The 15,339-nt window shown below is 60.6% G+C and carries 16 protein-coding genes; 7 read left to right on the top strand and 9 right to left on the bottom strand.

Annotation, left to right across the window (positions count from 1 at the left end):
• Positions 1-75: 75 nt before the first annotated feature.
• Both hppD and AC3RCP_RS17805 read right to left on the bottom strand, forming a co-directional pair.
• Positions 76-1,152 carry a 4-hydroxyphenylpyruvate dioxygenase gene (gene hppD / locus AC3RCP_RS17800; protein WP_101338205.1) on the bottom strand — a complete coding sequence of 359 codons (1,077 nt, stop codon included), beginning with the start codon at positions 1,150-1,152 and terminating at the stop codon, positions 76-78.
• A gap of 266 nt (positions 1,153-1,418) precedes the next feature.
• Positions 1,419-2,366 (bottom strand): DMT family transporter, encoded by a 948-nt coding sequence (locus AC3RCP_RS17805; protein ID WP_492571268.1) that lies wholly within the window; start codon positions 2,364-2,366, stop codon positions 1,419-1,421.
• 79 nt (positions 2,367-2,445) lie between these two features.
• Here AC3RCP_RS17805 and AC3RCP_RS17810 point away from each other — a divergent pair, with 79 nt between their 5' ends.
• From AC3RCP_RS17810 to AC3RCP_RS17820, 3 genes are all read left to right on the top strand, one after another.
• Positions 2,446-3,321, top strand: a complete 876-nt coding sequence (locus tag AC3RCP_RS17810; RefSeq protein ID WP_492571267.1) for a LysR family transcriptional regulator — start codon at positions 2,446-2,448, stop codon at positions 3,319-3,321.
• 120 nt (positions 3,322-3,441) lie between these two features.
• Entirely contained in the window at positions 3,442-4,980 is a 1,539-nt protein-coding gene (locus AC3RCP_RS17815; protein WP_492571266.1) for an EAL domain-containing protein, read from the top strand.
• Between the two features lie 245 nt (positions 4,981-5,225).
• On the top strand, positions 5,226-5,591 hold the full coding sequence (locus AC3RCP_RS17820) for a histone-like nucleoid-structuring protein, MvaT/MvaU family (RefSeq protein ID WP_007921761.1): 366 nt from the start codon (positions 5,226-5,228) through the stop codon (positions 5,589-5,591).
• A gap of 224 nt (positions 5,592-5,815) precedes the next feature.
• Here the strand turns inward: AC3RCP_RS17820 and AC3RCP_RS17825 are convergent, their stop codons facing one another.
• Positions 5,816-6,343, bottom strand: coding sequence for a DUF4946 domain-containing protein (locus tag AC3RCP_RS17825; protein WP_457296856.1), 528 nt, complete (start codon positions 6,341-6,343; stop codon positions 5,816-5,818).
• A 195-nt stretch (positions 6,344-6,538) separates the two neighbouring features.
• Between AC3RCP_RS17825 and gloA the strand changes: the two genes are divergently transcribed.
• Positions 6,539-7,060, top strand: coding sequence for a lactoylglutathione lyase (gloA, locus tag AC3RCP_RS17830; RefSeq protein WP_492571265.1), 522 nt, complete (start codon positions 6,539-6,541; stop codon positions 7,058-7,060).
• A 167-nt stretch (positions 7,061-7,227) separates the two neighbouring features.
• Here the strand turns inward: gloA and ahpF are convergent, their stop codons facing one another.
• The 3 genes from ahpF to AC3RCP_RS17845 form a co-directional block, all read right to left on the bottom strand.
• On the bottom strand, positions 7,228-8,793 hold the full coding sequence (gene ahpF, locus AC3RCP_RS17835; protein ID WP_492571264.1) for an alkyl hydroperoxide reductase subunit F: 1,566 nt from the start codon (positions 8,791-8,793) through the stop codon (positions 7,228-7,230).
• A gap of 123 nt (positions 8,794-8,916) precedes the next feature.
• On the bottom strand, positions 8,917-9,480 hold the full coding sequence (gene ahpC, locus AC3RCP_RS17840; protein ID WP_007921754.1) for an alkyl hydroperoxide reductase subunit C: 564 nt from the start codon (positions 9,478-9,480) through the stop codon (positions 8,917-8,919).
• A 151-nt stretch (positions 9,481-9,631) separates the two neighbouring features.
• Positions 9,632-10,570, bottom strand: coding sequence for a site-specific integrase (locus tag AC3RCP_RS17845; protein WP_492571263.1), 939 nt, complete (start codon positions 10,568-10,570; stop codon positions 9,632-9,634).
• Between the two features lie 178 nt (positions 10,571-10,748).
• On the opposite strand from AC3RCP_RS17845, the gene AC3RCP_RS17850 reads away from it, so the two are divergent.
• Positions 10,749-11,783, top strand: a complete 1,035-nt coding sequence (locus AC3RCP_RS17850; RefSeq protein ID WP_492571262.1) for a DNA-binding protein — start codon at positions 10,749-10,751, stop codon at positions 11,781-11,783.
• Here the strand turns inward: AC3RCP_RS17850 and gorA are convergent.
• Positions 11,780-13,138, bottom strand: coding sequence for a glutathione-disulfide reductase (gene gorA, locus AC3RCP_RS17855; protein WP_492571261.1), 1,359 nt, complete (start codon positions 13,136-13,138; stop codon positions 11,780-11,782). The two genes, AC3RCP_RS17850 and gorA, sit on opposite strands and share 4 nt — an antisense overlap.
• Positions 13,139-13,269: 131 nt before the next feature.
• A complete protein-coding gene (gene galU, locus AC3RCP_RS17860) occupies positions 13,270-14,109 on the bottom strand; it encodes a UTP--glucose-1-phosphate uridylyltransferase GalU (RefSeq protein WP_007921743.1) in 840 nt (279 codons plus the stop codon).
• Positions 14,110-14,447: 338 nt separating this feature from the next.
• Between galU and AC3RCP_RS17865 the strand changes: the two genes are divergently transcribed.
• Together AC3RCP_RS17865 and AC3RCP_RS17870 are read left to right on the top strand one after the other, a co-directional pair.
• Entirely contained in the window at positions 14,448-14,636 is a 189-nt protein-coding gene (locus AC3RCP_RS17865; protein ID WP_007921742.1) for a hypothetical protein, read from the top strand.
• Positions 14,637-14,791: 155 nt separating this feature from the next.
• The gene (locus AC3RCP_RS17870; protein ID WP_007921741.1) at positions 14,792-15,073 is read left to right on the top strand and encodes a hypothetical protein; all 282 of its coding nucleotides are present in this window, start codon (positions 14,792-14,794) and stop codon (positions 15,071-15,073) included.
• Positions 15,074-15,085: 12 nt separating this feature from the next.
• On the opposite strand, the gene AC3RCP_RS17875 is transcribed toward AC3RCP_RS17870, so the two are convergent.
• Positions 15,086-15,316, bottom strand: coding sequence for a hypothetical protein (locus tag AC3RCP_RS17875; protein ID WP_007921740.1), 231 nt, complete (start codon positions 15,314-15,316; stop codon positions 15,086-15,088).
• Positions 15,317-15,339: the final 23 nt, after the last annotated feature.

Consider the following 15,339-nt stretch of genomic DNA (forward strand, 5'->3'; position numbering starts at 1 on the left):
ATCGCCAACCGACAGGCAAGAAAAAGCCCGGTCGAGAATTCCCCGACCGGGCTCGATTGTCAGGCAGGATGCGGCTTAGTCGGTGGACAACACGCCACGACGGACCTGGTCGCGCTCGATCGATTCGAACAGTGCCTTGAAGTTGCCTTCGCCGAAACCATCGTCGCCTTTACGCTGGATGAATTCGAAGAACACCGGGCCCATCAGGGTTTCCGAGAAGATCTGCAGCAGCAGGCGCTTGTCGCCCTCTTCCGAGGAGCCGTCCAGCAGGATGCCCCGCGACTGCAGCTCGTTCACCGGCTCGCCGTGGTTCGGCAGGCGGCCTTCGAGCATTTCGTAGTAGGTATCCGGTGGCGCGGTCATGAAGCGCATGCCGATCTTCTTCAACTGATCCCAGGTCTTGATCAGGTCGTCGGTAAGGAAGGCCACGTGCTGGATGCCCTCGCCGTTGAACTGCATCAGGAACTCTTCGATCTGCCCGGCGCCCTTGGACGACTCTTCGTTCAGCGGGATGCGGATCATGCCATCGGGCGCGGTCATGGCCTTGGAGGTCAGGCCGGTGTATTCGCCCTTGATGTCGAAGTAACGGATCTCGCGGAAGTTGAACAGCTTCTCGTAGAAGCCGGCCCAGTAAGCCATGCGCCCGCGGTACACGTTGTGGGTCAGGTGGTCGATGATCTTCAGGCCGGCGCCTTTTGGATGACGGTCGACGCCTTCCAGGAACACGAAGTCGATGTCATAGATCGAGCTGCCTTCGCCGAAGCGGTCGATCAGGTACAGCGGTGCGCCACCGATGCCTTTGATCGCCGGCAGGTGCAGCTCCATCGGGCCGGTTTCGATGTGGATCGGCTGGGCACCGAGCTCCAGGGCACGCTTGTAGGCCTTTTGCGAATCCTTGACGCGGAACGCCATGCCGCACACCGACGGACCGTGCTCGGCGGCGAAGTACGAAGCGACGCTGTGGGGCTCGTTGTTGAGGATCAGGTTGATCGCGCCCTGGCGATACAGGTGCACGTCTTTGGAACGGTGGGTCGCGACTTTGCTGAAACCCATGATCTCGAAGATCGGCTCGAGGGTATTGGGAGTAGGCGATGCGAATTCGATGAATTCAAAGCCCATCAGGCCCATCGGGTTTTCGAAGATATCTGCCATGGTTGGCGCCTCATCATGCTTTTAGAATCAATAGCTTGGAATTAACGGATCGTTAGTTGCTAGCAATGCTGAGGTAGGCAGGTGGCGCGCAAGAGATGCCCCGCACGCTGCGCGCGAGGAAGTCACCGTAAATCAGTTGAAACCCGAGAATCTTCATGTCGACCCTTGTCTTACCGGCTGGGGGGCGAGGCTTCTGCTGCCAGAAGACTTTATTATTGTATGCGTAACCAGATTCTACACAGCGTAAAACTGTTTGTCCGCACTCTCTATAAAATCCGCTTTTTTTCCAGGCTCGCAAGGGGTTTGTTGCACTGGTAAATGCCCCACAGGATCAACCCGCCGCCCAGGCACATGGCCAGGCTCAGGCGTTCGTCCAGCAGCAGCGCGCCAAGGATCACCGCAGTCAGCGGATTGAGCGCGATAAACACCCCCGAGCGGGTCGCGCCGATCTTGCGCAGGCCGTCGTAATACCAGATATACGCCAGGGCCGAGCCCAGCACGCCGAGGTACAGCAGGCTCAGGCCCTGCTCCAGGGTCAGGCTCGACAGCGCTTCGAGGCGTACCTCGCCGCGCAGGGCCGCGGTGCTGCAGAGCATTGCCGTGCCCAGCAGGATCGAATAGGTCACGGTCTGCAACGGGCCCAGGGTCTGGTTCAGGGTGCGCGAAAACAACGAATAGACGCCCCAGCCCAGCACACAGCCGAAAATCAGCAGGTCCCCGCGCCAACTGCCCGGCCCGCTGGAGAAGGCCCCCGGGTCGCGGCTGAGGATCACCACCCCCGCTCCCCCCAGGCACAAGGCAATGCCGAACAGCTTGGCGCCACTCAAGCGCTCCTTGAACAGCGCCCAGGATGCCAGGGCGATCACCGCCGGATTGAGGGCGACGATCAACGAGGCACGCGAGGCATTGATCGACTGCAGGCCCTCGAAGAAACACAGGTTGTAGAAAAAGATCCCGAAAAACCCCAGCAGCGCCAGCTGGACGAACTGCGCCAGGCTCGGGCGCACCAGGACAATCCGGGCGATCGCCATGAACAGCAGCAAGGCCAGGCTGGCCAGGAGAAAACGCAGGCTGGCGGCCAGCAAAGGCTCCAGGGTGCCGGCCAGCAGGCGCCCGGCGACGAAGGTGCCGCCCCAGATCATGGTGACCGCCGCCAGTTTGCAATACACCGGCCAATCGGAAGGCCCGGCACAGGTTTGATCGACAGTTTTCATAAGGCCCCGAGGCGCGGATAAAGGAAGGTTCGGGTATTCTTCGACTAATGCCCGATCATCGTAAAATGAGCTTTTACTCATGACCCTGAGCCAACTGCAGATCTTCTCCCTGGTGGCCGAGCTGCGCGGTTTCACCAGCGCCGCCAGCCGGCTGGGCATCAGCCAGTCCGCGGTGTCCCACGCGCTCAAGTCCCTGGAGCAGGAGTTGGGGGTCGAGCTGATCCGCCGGCATCAGTCGCTGGTGGAACTCACCGATATCGGCCAGCAATTGTTGCTGCGGGCCCGCGCCATCCTCGGCCTGGCCGCCACCATGGAACAGGAAGCCGCCGACGCCCGCGGCATGAAACGCGGCACCTTGCGCATCGGCTCGTTCGGCCCGACTTCGTCGATGAAACTGCTGCCGGCGATCCTCCAGCGTTACCGCCAGGCCCATCCCGGTATCGAGGTGCACATCGACGAGGGGCCCGACCGCCAGGTACTGCAATGGCTGGAGGAACGGCGCATCGATGTTGGCTTCGTGGTGCTACCCCAGGAACGCTTCGACTGCTTCGCCCTGGTGGAAGACCAGATGGTGGCGCTGATCCCCAGCCAGCATGGGCTGGCCAGCAAGGACTCGGTGAGTCTCGCCGAGCTGTGCGACGACCCGTTCATCCTCACCGAGGCCGGTTCCGCCGAGCTGGTTTCCCGGCTGTTCGTCGCGGCCAGGCTCAGCCCCAACATCCGCTATCGCAGCTCGCAACTGCTCAGCACCCTGGAGACCGTGGCCCGCGGCGAGGCCCTGACCCTGGTCGCACAATTGTCGCTGCCCGAGGCCAGCGACCCGCGCTACCTGATCAAGCCGCTGTCACCTCCCGCCCGGCGCCAGGTAGGGCTGGCGGTGCTGGACCGGCGGCAAGCGTCACCAGCGACCCTGGCCTTTATCGAGCAGGCACGGAGTCTGTATCGCGGTGACTGAGCGCAACCCGGAGGCGCCGTCTATCATGCCCATGGACCGGATGCCGCCGGACCTGCCGCCATACCGCCCAGCGGCTTTTAAGCGTTCTCTGGCCCCCACTTCGCCACAGGTTTTTCCTCCATGCCATTGACCGCCAAAGGCCCGTTGAAACGCTCCACCCGCAACCTGCGAACCCTGTTGATCGGCTTGCTGCCGGTGGTGCTGGGCGTGGCGATCCTTTATATGCAAGCCGAGCGCGCGCTGACTCACAGCAGCCAGCAGACTGCCGAGGAAGCGATCCGCCAGTTCGACCTGATGCTCGATAACGCCGACCTCGCCGCCCGGGCACTGATGGCGCAAGTCGGCCAGCCCTGCGACGACTTCCGGCAACTGGCCCTGCGCGAACAGGTGACCCGCCGCCCGTTCGTGCGCTCGACCAATCTGGTGTGGCGCAATGACAATTACTGCAGCTCGCTGCTCGGCCAATCCTCGTTCCTACTGGACCCGGCGGACTATGTCGACGGCAAGTTGTGGTTGATGGACGGCAACCAGGTCACGCCCAACACCGCGCTGCTGGTCTATCGCCTGCAAGAGGGTGAACGCGCGGTCCTGGCCACCATCGACGGCTATCACCTGAGCAACGCCTTGCGCCTGATCAGCCGCTTTGCCGAACTGCAACTGCAAGTCGGCCCCTACTGGCTGGCCGACGATGGCCAGGTCCATGAATCCATCGCTCCGCCGCCCCCGGTCACCCCTTATCAGATGGCCTCTTCGCGCTACCCCTACAGCGTCAACGCGGGGTTCCCCGAAGGCGATATCTGGCTCTACATGAAGTCCCAGTACCCTGCCCTGTTCAGCCTGCTGATCTTCTTCGGGGTGCTGGCGGCGGCCCTTGGCCACTGGCTGCAAAAACGCTCGTCGTCGCCCAGCCATGAACTGCAGCGCGCCCTGGAAGCGGCGGAGTTCATCCCGTACTTCCAGCCCGTGGTGCGCGGCGACACGAAACAGTGGGCCGGCATCGAAGTGCTGATGCGCTGGAAACATCCCCGGGAAGGCCTGGTGCGTCCGGACCTGTTCATTCCCTTCGCCGAGCACTCCGGCCTGATCGTGCCCATGACCCGTTCGCTGATGCAGCAGACCGCCCTGCTGCTGGCGCCCCACGCCCCGGCCTTCATCGACGACTTTCATATCGGCATCAATATCACCGCCAGCCATTGCCAGGACCTGGAGTTGCTGGAGGACTGCCGGCAGTTTCTCGGCATGTTCCCGCCAGACAAGGTAAGACTGGTCCTGGAACTGACCGAACGCGAACTGATAGAACCGACTGCGATCACCCACAGCCTGTTCGAGGAACTGCACAAGTTGGGGGTAATGATCGCCATCGACGACTTCGGTACCGGCCATTCAAGCCTGGGTTACTTGCGCAAGTTCAATGTCGATTACCTGAAGATCGATCAGAGCTTCGTGGCCATGATTGGAGTCGACGCCCTGTCCCGGCACATACTCGACAGCATCATCGAACTCTCGGGCAAGCTCGAACTGGGGATAGTCGCCGAGGGCGTGGAAACAGTGGAACAACAGGACTATCTGGCCGCCCACGGCGTCGACTTCCTGCAGGGCTACTTATTCGGCAGGCCAATGCCCGGGGAAGAATTCCTACAAGCACTGGCGCGCCACTAAATAGCCATTTTTCATGAAGATTTATTGAACTCGGTAATTGTTTCGCGCACCAATTTGAATCAGAAGATGACAAATTGCGTGCATCAACAACGACGTGATTTACTTGCGCCAGATTAACTACTACAATTTTTCAAGCCTGTACAAGATTCACAGGTGGGCCATTATAATCGAGTCGTTCCAAGGCTCTTGGCTTATAGCTTTGTTTGCGGTTGGTATCAGCCAAATACACTATTGGAGTAAAGATATTGTCCAGACTCGCTGAATTTCGTGCAGCAGAAAAGGCCCTTCAAGAACAGCTCGCCCAGCTGGAATCCCTGAAGAACGACGCCGGACTCAAGAAAGAAATCGAGTTCGAAGAAAAGCTCCAGGGCCTGATGAAGACCTACGGCAAAAGCCTGCGCGACATTATCGCCATTCTCGATCCTAATCCGGGCAAATCCGCTCTGCCGCTCTCGGGCGCGCCGAAAACCCGTCGTGCACGCGTGGTCAAGGTTTACCAGAACCCGCACACCGGCGAGTTGATCGAAACCAAGGGCGGCAATCACCGTGGCCTTAAAGCCTGGAAAGAACAGTACGGCGCCGCCACTGTAGATTCCTGGCTGCGCGGTTAAGCAACCGATGTATATAAAAGACCCTGCCAATGCAGGGTCTTTAGCTTTAAGCGAAGGCGCTTTGTTTCGAAATCGAATAAGTTGCAAGCCCTGGATTGCCTGGGCGGCAATAAACACCCAGCCGAAACTGCAGCTACGTACCCAATCCCGCGCTCGATCCTACAACTTTGTACTTAGTTCAAATGCACGAGTCGTGCTGGCCGACGTAGCACAATCGCCCCCTGCTAAAGTTTCAGGCTACTTCTCACCCCGCGGATTTCCTCCTGACTTTCGGCATAAACCGCAGCCTGTCCGGCATAAGACAATACATAGGCCTTATCGCCATCGACAGCCGCCACCAGTGTTTGCGACAACACATGACGGCCGTTTTCGGTAATGGTGCAAGTGGTTTCCAGCGCCGCCAGGCGACTCAATGTCGTGTCATGAATACGCGTGCATACACTTTGATAACCGCCGCGCCCGAAGTCCTTCTGCACCGACTTGCGCATTTCCAGCAAGACCGCCTGCAGATTGACCTGATGCCCGCTTTCAACTTGAGTCATGGTCAACTCCATGACCATCAGCGGCGTGCCGCCGGCATCGCTCTTCACCGCACGCTGGCGGAATACCTTGGCCGGTTGTTCTTGCGCCTGTGGCAACTCTTCGATCTGCCAGCCGCTGGGCCAGGTGATCACCGGGTCCGCCGCTTCGGCCAGGGCCGGAACCAGAAGCCAGGGGGCAAGCAGACACAGGGTCTTGAACGATAAGCGCATGGTCATGAACACGTAAGGGACGAGCCTTGAAGTCTGAGGCTGGCACGAGTATCGGGCAACAGATTCGTAGCTTTGTGTTTGGTACGCCCTGCCGCTCTTGCGTATCATTACCCGACCGCAAGGACGCCCGAAGCCCTGCAAGCCAAGGGGCTCATTAGCATCAGTGTTCTTGCCCACTTCTTTTCCGGAGGGCCCATGAGCCTGCACGAACTCAATACTTTCCCCGGCGTAACCGCCCAGCCTGACACCGCCACCGCCAACTTCGTGTTCAACCACACCATGCTGCGGGTCAAGGACATCACCAGGTCCCTGGACTTCTACACCCGGGTCCTGGGTTTCTCGCTGGTGGAAAAACGCGACTTCCCCGAAGCCGAATTCAGCCTGTACTTCCTCGCCCTGGTGGACAAGGCGCAGATCCCCGTCGACGCCGCGGCCCGTACCGAGTGGATGAAGTCGATCCCCGGCATCCTCGAGTTGACCCACAACCACGGCACCGAGAACGATGCGGACTTCGCCTATCACAACGGCAACACCGACCCGCGCGGCTTTGGCCATATCTGCATTTCGGTGCCGGATATCGTCGCCGCCTGCGAGCGCTTCGAAGCCCTGGGCTGCGATTTCCAGAAGCGCCTGAACGACGGCCGCATGAAGAGCCTGGCCTTTATCAAGGACCCGGACGGCTACTGGGTTGAAATCATCCAGCCGGCACCGCTGTAACTCGCGCTTCCTGCGGGAGCGGGACGCGCCCACGGTAGGCAGCAACTTGGCTGATCCAGCGCGTCATCGTTGATCGCGAGCAAGCTTCGCTCCTACAGAAGCGATGAGTACAAACAAAAAACCCCATGAGCCAAGGCTCATGGGGTTTTGTTTTTTCCGCGGTCGGCTCAGGCCGGCGCGGAGGTGCGGATCAGGTGGTCGAAGGCGCTCAGCGAGGCCTTGGCGCCCTCGCCTACCGCGATCACGATCTGCTTGTACGGCACGGTGGTCACGTCACCGGCGGCAAACACGCCAGGCAGCGAAGTCTCGCCACGGGCATCGACAATGATCTCGCCACGGGGCGACAGCTCGACGGTGCCCTTGAGCCAGTCGGTGTTCGGCAGCAGGCCGATCTGCACGAAGATGCCTTCCAGGTCGACGGTGTTGAACTCGCCCGAATCACGGTCCTTGTACACCAGGCCGGTGACCTTCTGGCCGTCACCCTTGACTTCGCTGGTCAGCGCACTGGTGATCACGTTGACGTTCGCCAGGCTGTACAGCTTGCGTTGCAGCACGGCATCGGCGCGCAACTTGCTGTCGAACTCCAGCAGGGTCACGTGGCTGACGATACCCGCCAGGTCGATGGCCGCTTCGACGCCGGAGTTACCGCCACCGATCACCGCCACGCGCTTGCCCTTGAACAGCGGACCGTCGCAGTGCGGGCAGAAGCACACGCCCTTGGCCTTGTATTCCTGCTCGCCGGGCACACCCATTTCGCGCCAACGGGCACCGGTGGCCAGGATCAGCGACTTGGCCTTGAGGCTCGCGCCGCTTTCGAAACGCACTTCGTGCAGGCCGCCGACTTCCTTGGCCGGCACCAGCGCGCTGGCACGCTGCAGGTTCATGATGTCGACGTCGTACTGGCGAACGTGCTCTTCCAGGGCGCTGACCAGTTTCGGCCCTTCGGTTTCCTGGACCGAGACGAAGTTCTCGATGGCCATGGTGTCCAGCACCTGGCCGCCGAAACGCTCGGCCGCGACACCGGTACGGATGCCTTTGCGGGCCGCGTAGATCGCTGCCGACGCACCGGCCGGGCCACCGCCGACCACCAGGACGTCGAAGGCGTCCTTGGCACTGATTTTTTCCGCCTGTTTCTCGCTGGCCCCGGTGTCGAGCTTGCCGAGGATCTCTTCCAGGCCCATGCGGCCCTGGCCGAAGTTCACGCCATTGAGGTAGACACTGGGGACCGCCATGATCTTGCGATCGTTGACTTCGTCCTGGAACAGCGCGCCGTCGATGGCGACGTGGCGGATGTTCGGGTTCAGCACCGCCATCAGGTTCAGCGCCTGGACCACGTCCGGGCAGTTCTGGCAGGACAGCGAGAAGTAAGTCTCGAAGTTGAACTCGCCTTTGAGGGCGCGGATCTGTTCGATCACTTCGACACTGGCTTTCGAGGGGTGGCCGCCGACTTGCAGCAAGGCCAGCACCAGGGAAGTGAATTCGTGGCCCATGGGGATGCCGGCGAAACGCAGGCTGATGTCGCTTCCCGGGCGATTGATCGAGAACGATGGTTTACGAACATCGCTACCGTTGTCGAGCAAGGTAATCTGGCTGGAAAGACTGGCAACGTCTTTCAGCAATTCGAGCATTTCCTGGGATTTCGCACCGTCGTCGAGAGAGGCAACGATCTCGATCGGCTGGGTGACCCGTTCCAGGTATGACTTCAACTGGGCTTTAAGATTGGCGTCCAACATACGGGCGATTTCCTTTTATTCAGATCGAAAAAAAACGCCCGAGCGAATCTCGCCCGGGCGTTCTTGGGGGCGGTGCAGCTGACTTAGGTGCGGCGGTCCGCCCTGCTGTAGCGAGTCACAGGCTTAGATCTTGCCGACCAGGTCCAGGGAAGGAGCCAGGGTAGCCTCGCCTTCTTTCCACTTGGCTGGGCAGACTTCGCCTGGGTGGGCAGCGACGTATTGAGCGGCCTTGATCTTGCGCAGCAGCTCGGAAGCGTCACGACCAACACCGCCGTCGTTGATTTCAACGATCTTGATCTGGCCTTCAGGGTTGATCACGAAGGTGCCACGGTCAGCCAGACCGGCTTCTTCGATCAGCACGTCGAAGTTGCGGGAGATGGCCAGGGTCGGGTCGCCGATCATGGTGTAGCGGATCTTGCCGATGGCTGGCGAAGTGTTGTGCCAGGCAGCGTGGGCGAAGTGGGTGTCGGTCGAAACGCTGTAGATTTCCACGCCCAGTTTCTGGAATTCGGCGTAGTTGTCTGCCAGGTCTTCCAGCTCGGTTGGGCAAACGAAGGTGAAGTCAGCCGGGTAGAAGAACACGACGGACCATTTGCCTTTCAGGGTGGCGTCCGACACTTCGATGAACTCGCCATTCTTGAAGGCGGTTGCTTTGAACGGTTTGACTTGGCTGTTGATGATAGGCATCGGTGATTCTCCATCAGTGGGTAAAAACTTGGGTTGAAAACTTGATGGGGAGAATCCTAACCAATGCTCCCAGCCAAGGCTCATTGGCAAAGCTGATGCTGCTGATTAGGTTTGGCTATTAGCGCGCAGTATTAATAGAAGAAATGCGTATTTACTCGCCGACCGGCTTTTCCTGGCTCAGGGCCATGCCGAGAAATGGGCTGGCCTCAACGTAACGCATGGCCGACTTGATGTCCTTCCAGCCGACATAGCTCATCAGCGACTTGAGGTCCCAGCCGCTGCGGTGGGCCCAGGTGGCAAAGCCGCGGCGCAGGGAGTGGCTGGTGTACTGGTCTGCGGCGACCCCGGCGCGCTCCAGCGCCTGGCGCAATAACGGGATCACGCTATTGGCGTGCAGGCCCTCCTCGCCCAGATGGCCCCAGCGGTCGATGCCACGGAACACCGGCCCACGCACCAGGGCCGCGGCGCTGATCCACTCGATATAGGCCTGGACCGGGCACAGCCGGCGCAACGCCGGGGTGTGCCAGGTCTTGCCAAGGTTGTCGCGGTCGCTCTTGCTGCGAGGCAGATACAGGCTGATGCCTGAACCCGCCACCGCCTGCACATGCTCGATCCGTAGCCGGCACAACTCGTCGCTGCGAAAGCCGCGCCAGAATCCCAGGAGAATCAGCGCGCTGTCACGCCGCGCCCGCAGCAGCGCCGGCTGGTTGTCATCGAGCCGGGCCTGGCTGGCTTCCTGCTCCAGCCAGGCGATTACCTGCTCCAGATGCTGCAACTGCAAAGGCTCGGCCTGTTTTTCCTGCGCCGGGTGCAGCGCGCGAATGCCCTTGAACACCTGGCGCACCACCGGGGCCTTGGTCGGGTCGGCGAAACCCTGGCTGTTGTGCCACTGCGCCAGGGCCGAGAGGCGCAGTTTCAGGGTGTTGATCGACAGCTCCCCCGCATACGCCGCCAGATAACGCGCCACGCTGTCGCTGGTCGCCGGCAGGAACCCGCCCCAGGTCACCTCGAAATGCTCGATGGCCGCCCGGTAACTGCGCCGGGTGTTGTCGCGGGTCGCGGCGTGCAGATAACGATCCAGATCACTCATGGCTTGCTCGACTCGTCTTGCGTACGGAAATGGCGGGTTGCAACAGGGCGTTCTGGCTATGACACGGGGTAATACCAGTATATCCCATGTCAATAATTAGAATATTTATCTTTGATTTTATTATACAATTACACTTTATACATACCACGTAAAAAAGTACGTAATCGTAGGAGATCCCATGGCTCGTGGCGGCGTTAACAAGGCGGTGGTGCAAATCGCCCGTTCGGCAATCCTCGCTCGCGGCGAACACCCCAGCATCGATGCGGTGCGCATCGAAATGGGCAATACCGGCTCGAAAACCACCATTCACCGCTACCTGAAGGAGCTTGAGCAAAGCGAAGCCCGCCGTGCCGCGCCACAGGAAGCCCTGGAAGAAGAACTGACGGAACTGATCCAGCGCATGGCCCAGCGCCTGCGCGAACAAGCTCAGGAGCCCGTGGCGCAGGCCCAGGCGCAAGCGGAGGAAATGAACCTGGAACTGGCGGCGCAGCAGGCTGCGGCCAAACAGGCGCAGGCCCAGCTGCAGCAGCAATTGCAGACCCAGGCTGCGGCCCTGGCCAGCGAAAGCACGCTGCTGCAGGAGACCCGCTCCACCCTGCAGAGCGAACAGACGCGCAATGCCGGACTGAACCAGGCCCTGGCCGACTTCGAATTGCGCCTGAAAGACAAGGACGAGCAGATTCGTTCACTGGAAGAAAAGCACCTGCACGCCCGGGACGCCCTCGAGCATTACCGCAGCGCGGTCAAGGAGCAGCGCGAACAGGATCAGCGCCGCCATGAAGGCCAGCTGCAGCAGGTGCAGCAGGAACTGCGCCAGGCTCAGCAAAGCGCATTGGTGCGCCAGGACGAGATCACCCAACTGCACCGCGACAACGAACGCCTGACCAGCGAGCAACGCGCCACCCAGAAAGAGTTGCGCCGGGCACAGGAGCAGGCACAGAAAACCGACAGCAAGCTTGGCCAGTTGCTGGAGCAATCCACCCGTCTGAACAGCGAACACACCCTCCTCCAGGAACGCCTGCGCGTCGCCTTGCTGGAAAGTCATGAGTTCAAGCAGAACCTGGAGCAGCAGCTGCAGGACAATCGACAACTGGAACTGCGCGCTACCAAGGCCGAGGCCAGCCTGGAGGCCCTGCAACTGGCTGCCGCCGCGAAGGCCGAGGCGCAGCCAGAAACAGGAGAGCAGCGGCCGGAGCCGCCAGAGCAGGCTTAACCGGCGACCGGCGTGCGCATGGTGACGAACTCTTCGGCGGCCGTCGGGTGCACCCCGATGGTTTCGTCGAAGTCACGCTTGGTGGCGCCGGCCTTCAAGGCAATCGCCAGGCCCTGGACGATCTCGCCGGCGTCCGGGCCGACCATATGGCAGCCCAGCACCTTGTCGGTCTCGGCATCCACCACCAGCTTCATCAGCGTGCGCTCCTGGCACTCGGTCAGGGTCAGCTTCATCGGCCGGAAGCGGCTTTCGAAGATCTGCACCTTGTGCCCGGCTTCCCGCGCCTGCTCTTCGGTCAGGCCAACGGTGCCGATATTCGGCAGGCTGAACACCGCGGTCGGGATCATGTTGTAGTCCACCGGACGATACTGCTCCGGCTTGAACAGACGCCGCGCCACAGCCATGCCTTCGGCCAGGGCCACCGGCGTCAACTGCACACGCCCGATCACATCGCCAATCGCCAGGATCGACGGCTCGGCGCTCTGGTACTGCTCATCGACCTCGATGAAGCCACGCTTGTCGAGCTTCACCCCGGTATTTTCCAGCCCCAGGTTGTCGAGCATCGGCCGCCGGCCGGTGGCGTAGAACACGCAATCGGTGGCCAGCTCGCGACCATCCTTGAGCGTGACCTTCAGGATACCGTCGGCCTGCTTTTCGATGCGCTCGATATCGGCATTGAACTGCAGGTCGAGCCCACGCTTGGTCAGCTCTTCCTGCAAGTGCTTGCGCACCGCACCATCGAAGCCACGCAGGAACAGCTCGCCGCGATACAGCAGCTTGGTGTCCGCGCCCAGGCCATGGAAGATCCCGGCGAACTCCACCGCGATATAACCGCCGCCCACCACCAGGATGCGCTTGGGCAGTTCCTTGAGGAAAAACGCCTCGTTGGAGCTGATGGCGTGTTCGCGCCCCGGAATGTCCGGGATCTGCGGCCAGCCGCCGGTGGCGATCAGGATGTGCCTGGCTGTGTAGCGCTGGCCATTGACCTCCACCTGATGCGGGTCGATCAGCCTGGCGTGGCCTTCGTGCAGGGTCACGCCACTGTTGAGCAGCAGATTGCGATAGATGCCGTTCAGGCGATTGATCTCGCGATCCTTGTTGGCGATCAGCGTGGCCCAGTCGAAATCGGCTTCGCCCAGGCTCCAGCCGAAGCCTGCGGACTGCTCGAAGTCTTCGGCGAAGTGGGCACCGTACACCAGCAGCTTTTTCGGCACGCAGCCGACGTTGACACAGGTACCGCCCAGATAGCGGCTTTCGGCGACCGCGACTTTCGCGCCAAAACCCGCGGCGAACCGCGCCGAACGCACACCGCCGGAACCGGCGCCAATTACATAAAGATCAAAATCGTAGGCCATTTCACTCTCCCAGGCAGGCTGACAGCATAACCGCAGATGCGTATCCGGTCAGCGCTAGAGGATTTACATAGGGGCATAAAACGAAAAAGCCACCCGAAGGTGGCTTTTCAGTACAAGGATCAAGCGGGCTATCAGTAAGCCTTGCCAGTCTTGTAGAAGTTCTCGAAGCAGAAGTTGGTCGCGTCGATGTAGCCTTCGGCGCCACCGCAGTCGAAACGCTTGCCCTTGAACTTGTAGGCAATCACGCAGCCGTCCTGGGCCTGCTTCATCAGGGCGTCGGTGATCTGGATCTCGCCACCCTTGCCCGGCTCGGTTTCTTCGATCAGCTTGAAGATGTCCGGGGTCATGATGTAGCGACCGATGATCGCCAGGTTCGACGGCGCATCTTCCGGCTTCGGCTTCTCAACCATGTTGCGTACGCGGTACAGGTCGTCGCCGATCAGGTCGCCGGCAATCACCCCGTACTTGCTGGTTTCTTGCGGGTCGACTTCCATGATTGCAACGATGGTGCAGCGGTACTGCTTGTACAGCTTGACCATCTGCTTCAGCACGCCGTCACCTTCGAGGTTGACGCACAGGTCGTCCGCCAGCACCACGGCGAACGGCTCGTCACCGATCAGCGGACGGCCGGTCAGGATCGCGTGACCCAGGCCTTTCATTTCGGTCTGGCGGGTGTAGGAGAACGAGCACTCGTCCAGCAGACGGCGGATACCGACCAGGTATTTTTCCTTGTCGGTGCCCTTGATCTGGTTTTCCAGCTCGTAGCTGATGTCGAAGTGGTCTTCCAGGGCGCGCTTGCCGCGACCGGTGACGATGGAGATTTCGTTCAGACCGGCATCCAGTGCTTCTTCAACGCCGTACTGGATCAGTGGCTTGTTCACCACCGGCAGCATTTCTTTAGGCATGGCTTTAGTCGCTGGCAGGAAGCGAGTACCGTAACCGGCTGCTGGGAACAAGCATTTCTTGATCATATGAGTCCTTAAAAGGGCTGTACGTACGAATTTCGGCGCAGTCTAATCAGGCCGCGTGCGCCTTACAATGGGTCGCAGTGGCTAACCGCTGCCATCTAAGAGAAATATTGCCGCGGATAGTTCCCCACATAGCTCCCCACCTTGTTCTGCACGCTCCGCACATAGTTTCGAACAGGCTTGCAGACACAGCTTCGCAGCATCGTACAGATAGCCCGCGCCGTAAACCGCCATCTGGCTGCAAAGCCTGAATTTTCTGCGCCCCGCCCTTGTCCACCCTCTTACAGGAACTCGTTTACCGCTATCATGGCGCCCTTGAATCCCGCCAACGAGGCAGATAGATGTCGGCAACAAAAAGCGTAAACGGTTACCAGATCAAGCAGTTGAAAGACGGCCAGTGGTGGTTGGTCAGCGCCCAGGGCGAGAACGTCGCCGGACCTTTCGCCAGCGAGGCGATGGCGGTCGAAGTGGCATCGGTGTTCGAAGATTCCGCAGGTCACGCCTCGGCGCGTCGCAGCCCCAAGTCCTGAGACCGCCTCCGCACTAAAGAGCCCTGCCCCGCGCAGGGCTTTTTCATGCCGATCTATACCGCAGTGGCGGTTCGCTATAGCATCTCGTCCCAGACGCTCGCCAAGGGTGTCCAGCCCTCCCCCGGGGCTCAAACTTCTCGACGACGACCACACCCATGCACAAACTTCTGGCACTGACCGCGGTACTGGCCCTGAGCGGATGCGCCACCGTTTCCGATACCTACCTGGAAAACGGCGAGCAAGGCCTGAGCATCGATTGCTCCGGCGAAGCCAGCTCCTGGGCCAGCTGCTATGAAAAGGCCGACGCCTCCTGTGCCGGCACCGGCTATCGGATCATTGGCACCGACGGCACGCCGTCGCTCAAGGAAAGCGACAAGACCCTGGGGGCGGACGTTGGCAACTACAAAAGCCGCAGCGTGGTGGTGGTCTGCAAGTAGCAGGCGCACGGCCTACATATGAATCTCGGCAAACTTGATGCCCAGGTTGCGAATGGTTTCGATCAGGTCGTCCAGTCGGTCGAATGACTCGACTTCATCGTTGTCATCCACCAGAAAATAGCTGCGCCCCGCACTTTTCTTGAAGAATACGATCCATTCCCCGGAATTCGCCGGATTCTGAATCACATGGGTCGCAGAGATATGCCCCTCTGCATGCCTCTCCCGGACTGTTTCGCGCTTCATGCTTTCTCCCAAAAAACGATGCC

The organism is Pseudomonas sp. GW822-FHT05A08 (genome assembly GCF_058800485.1).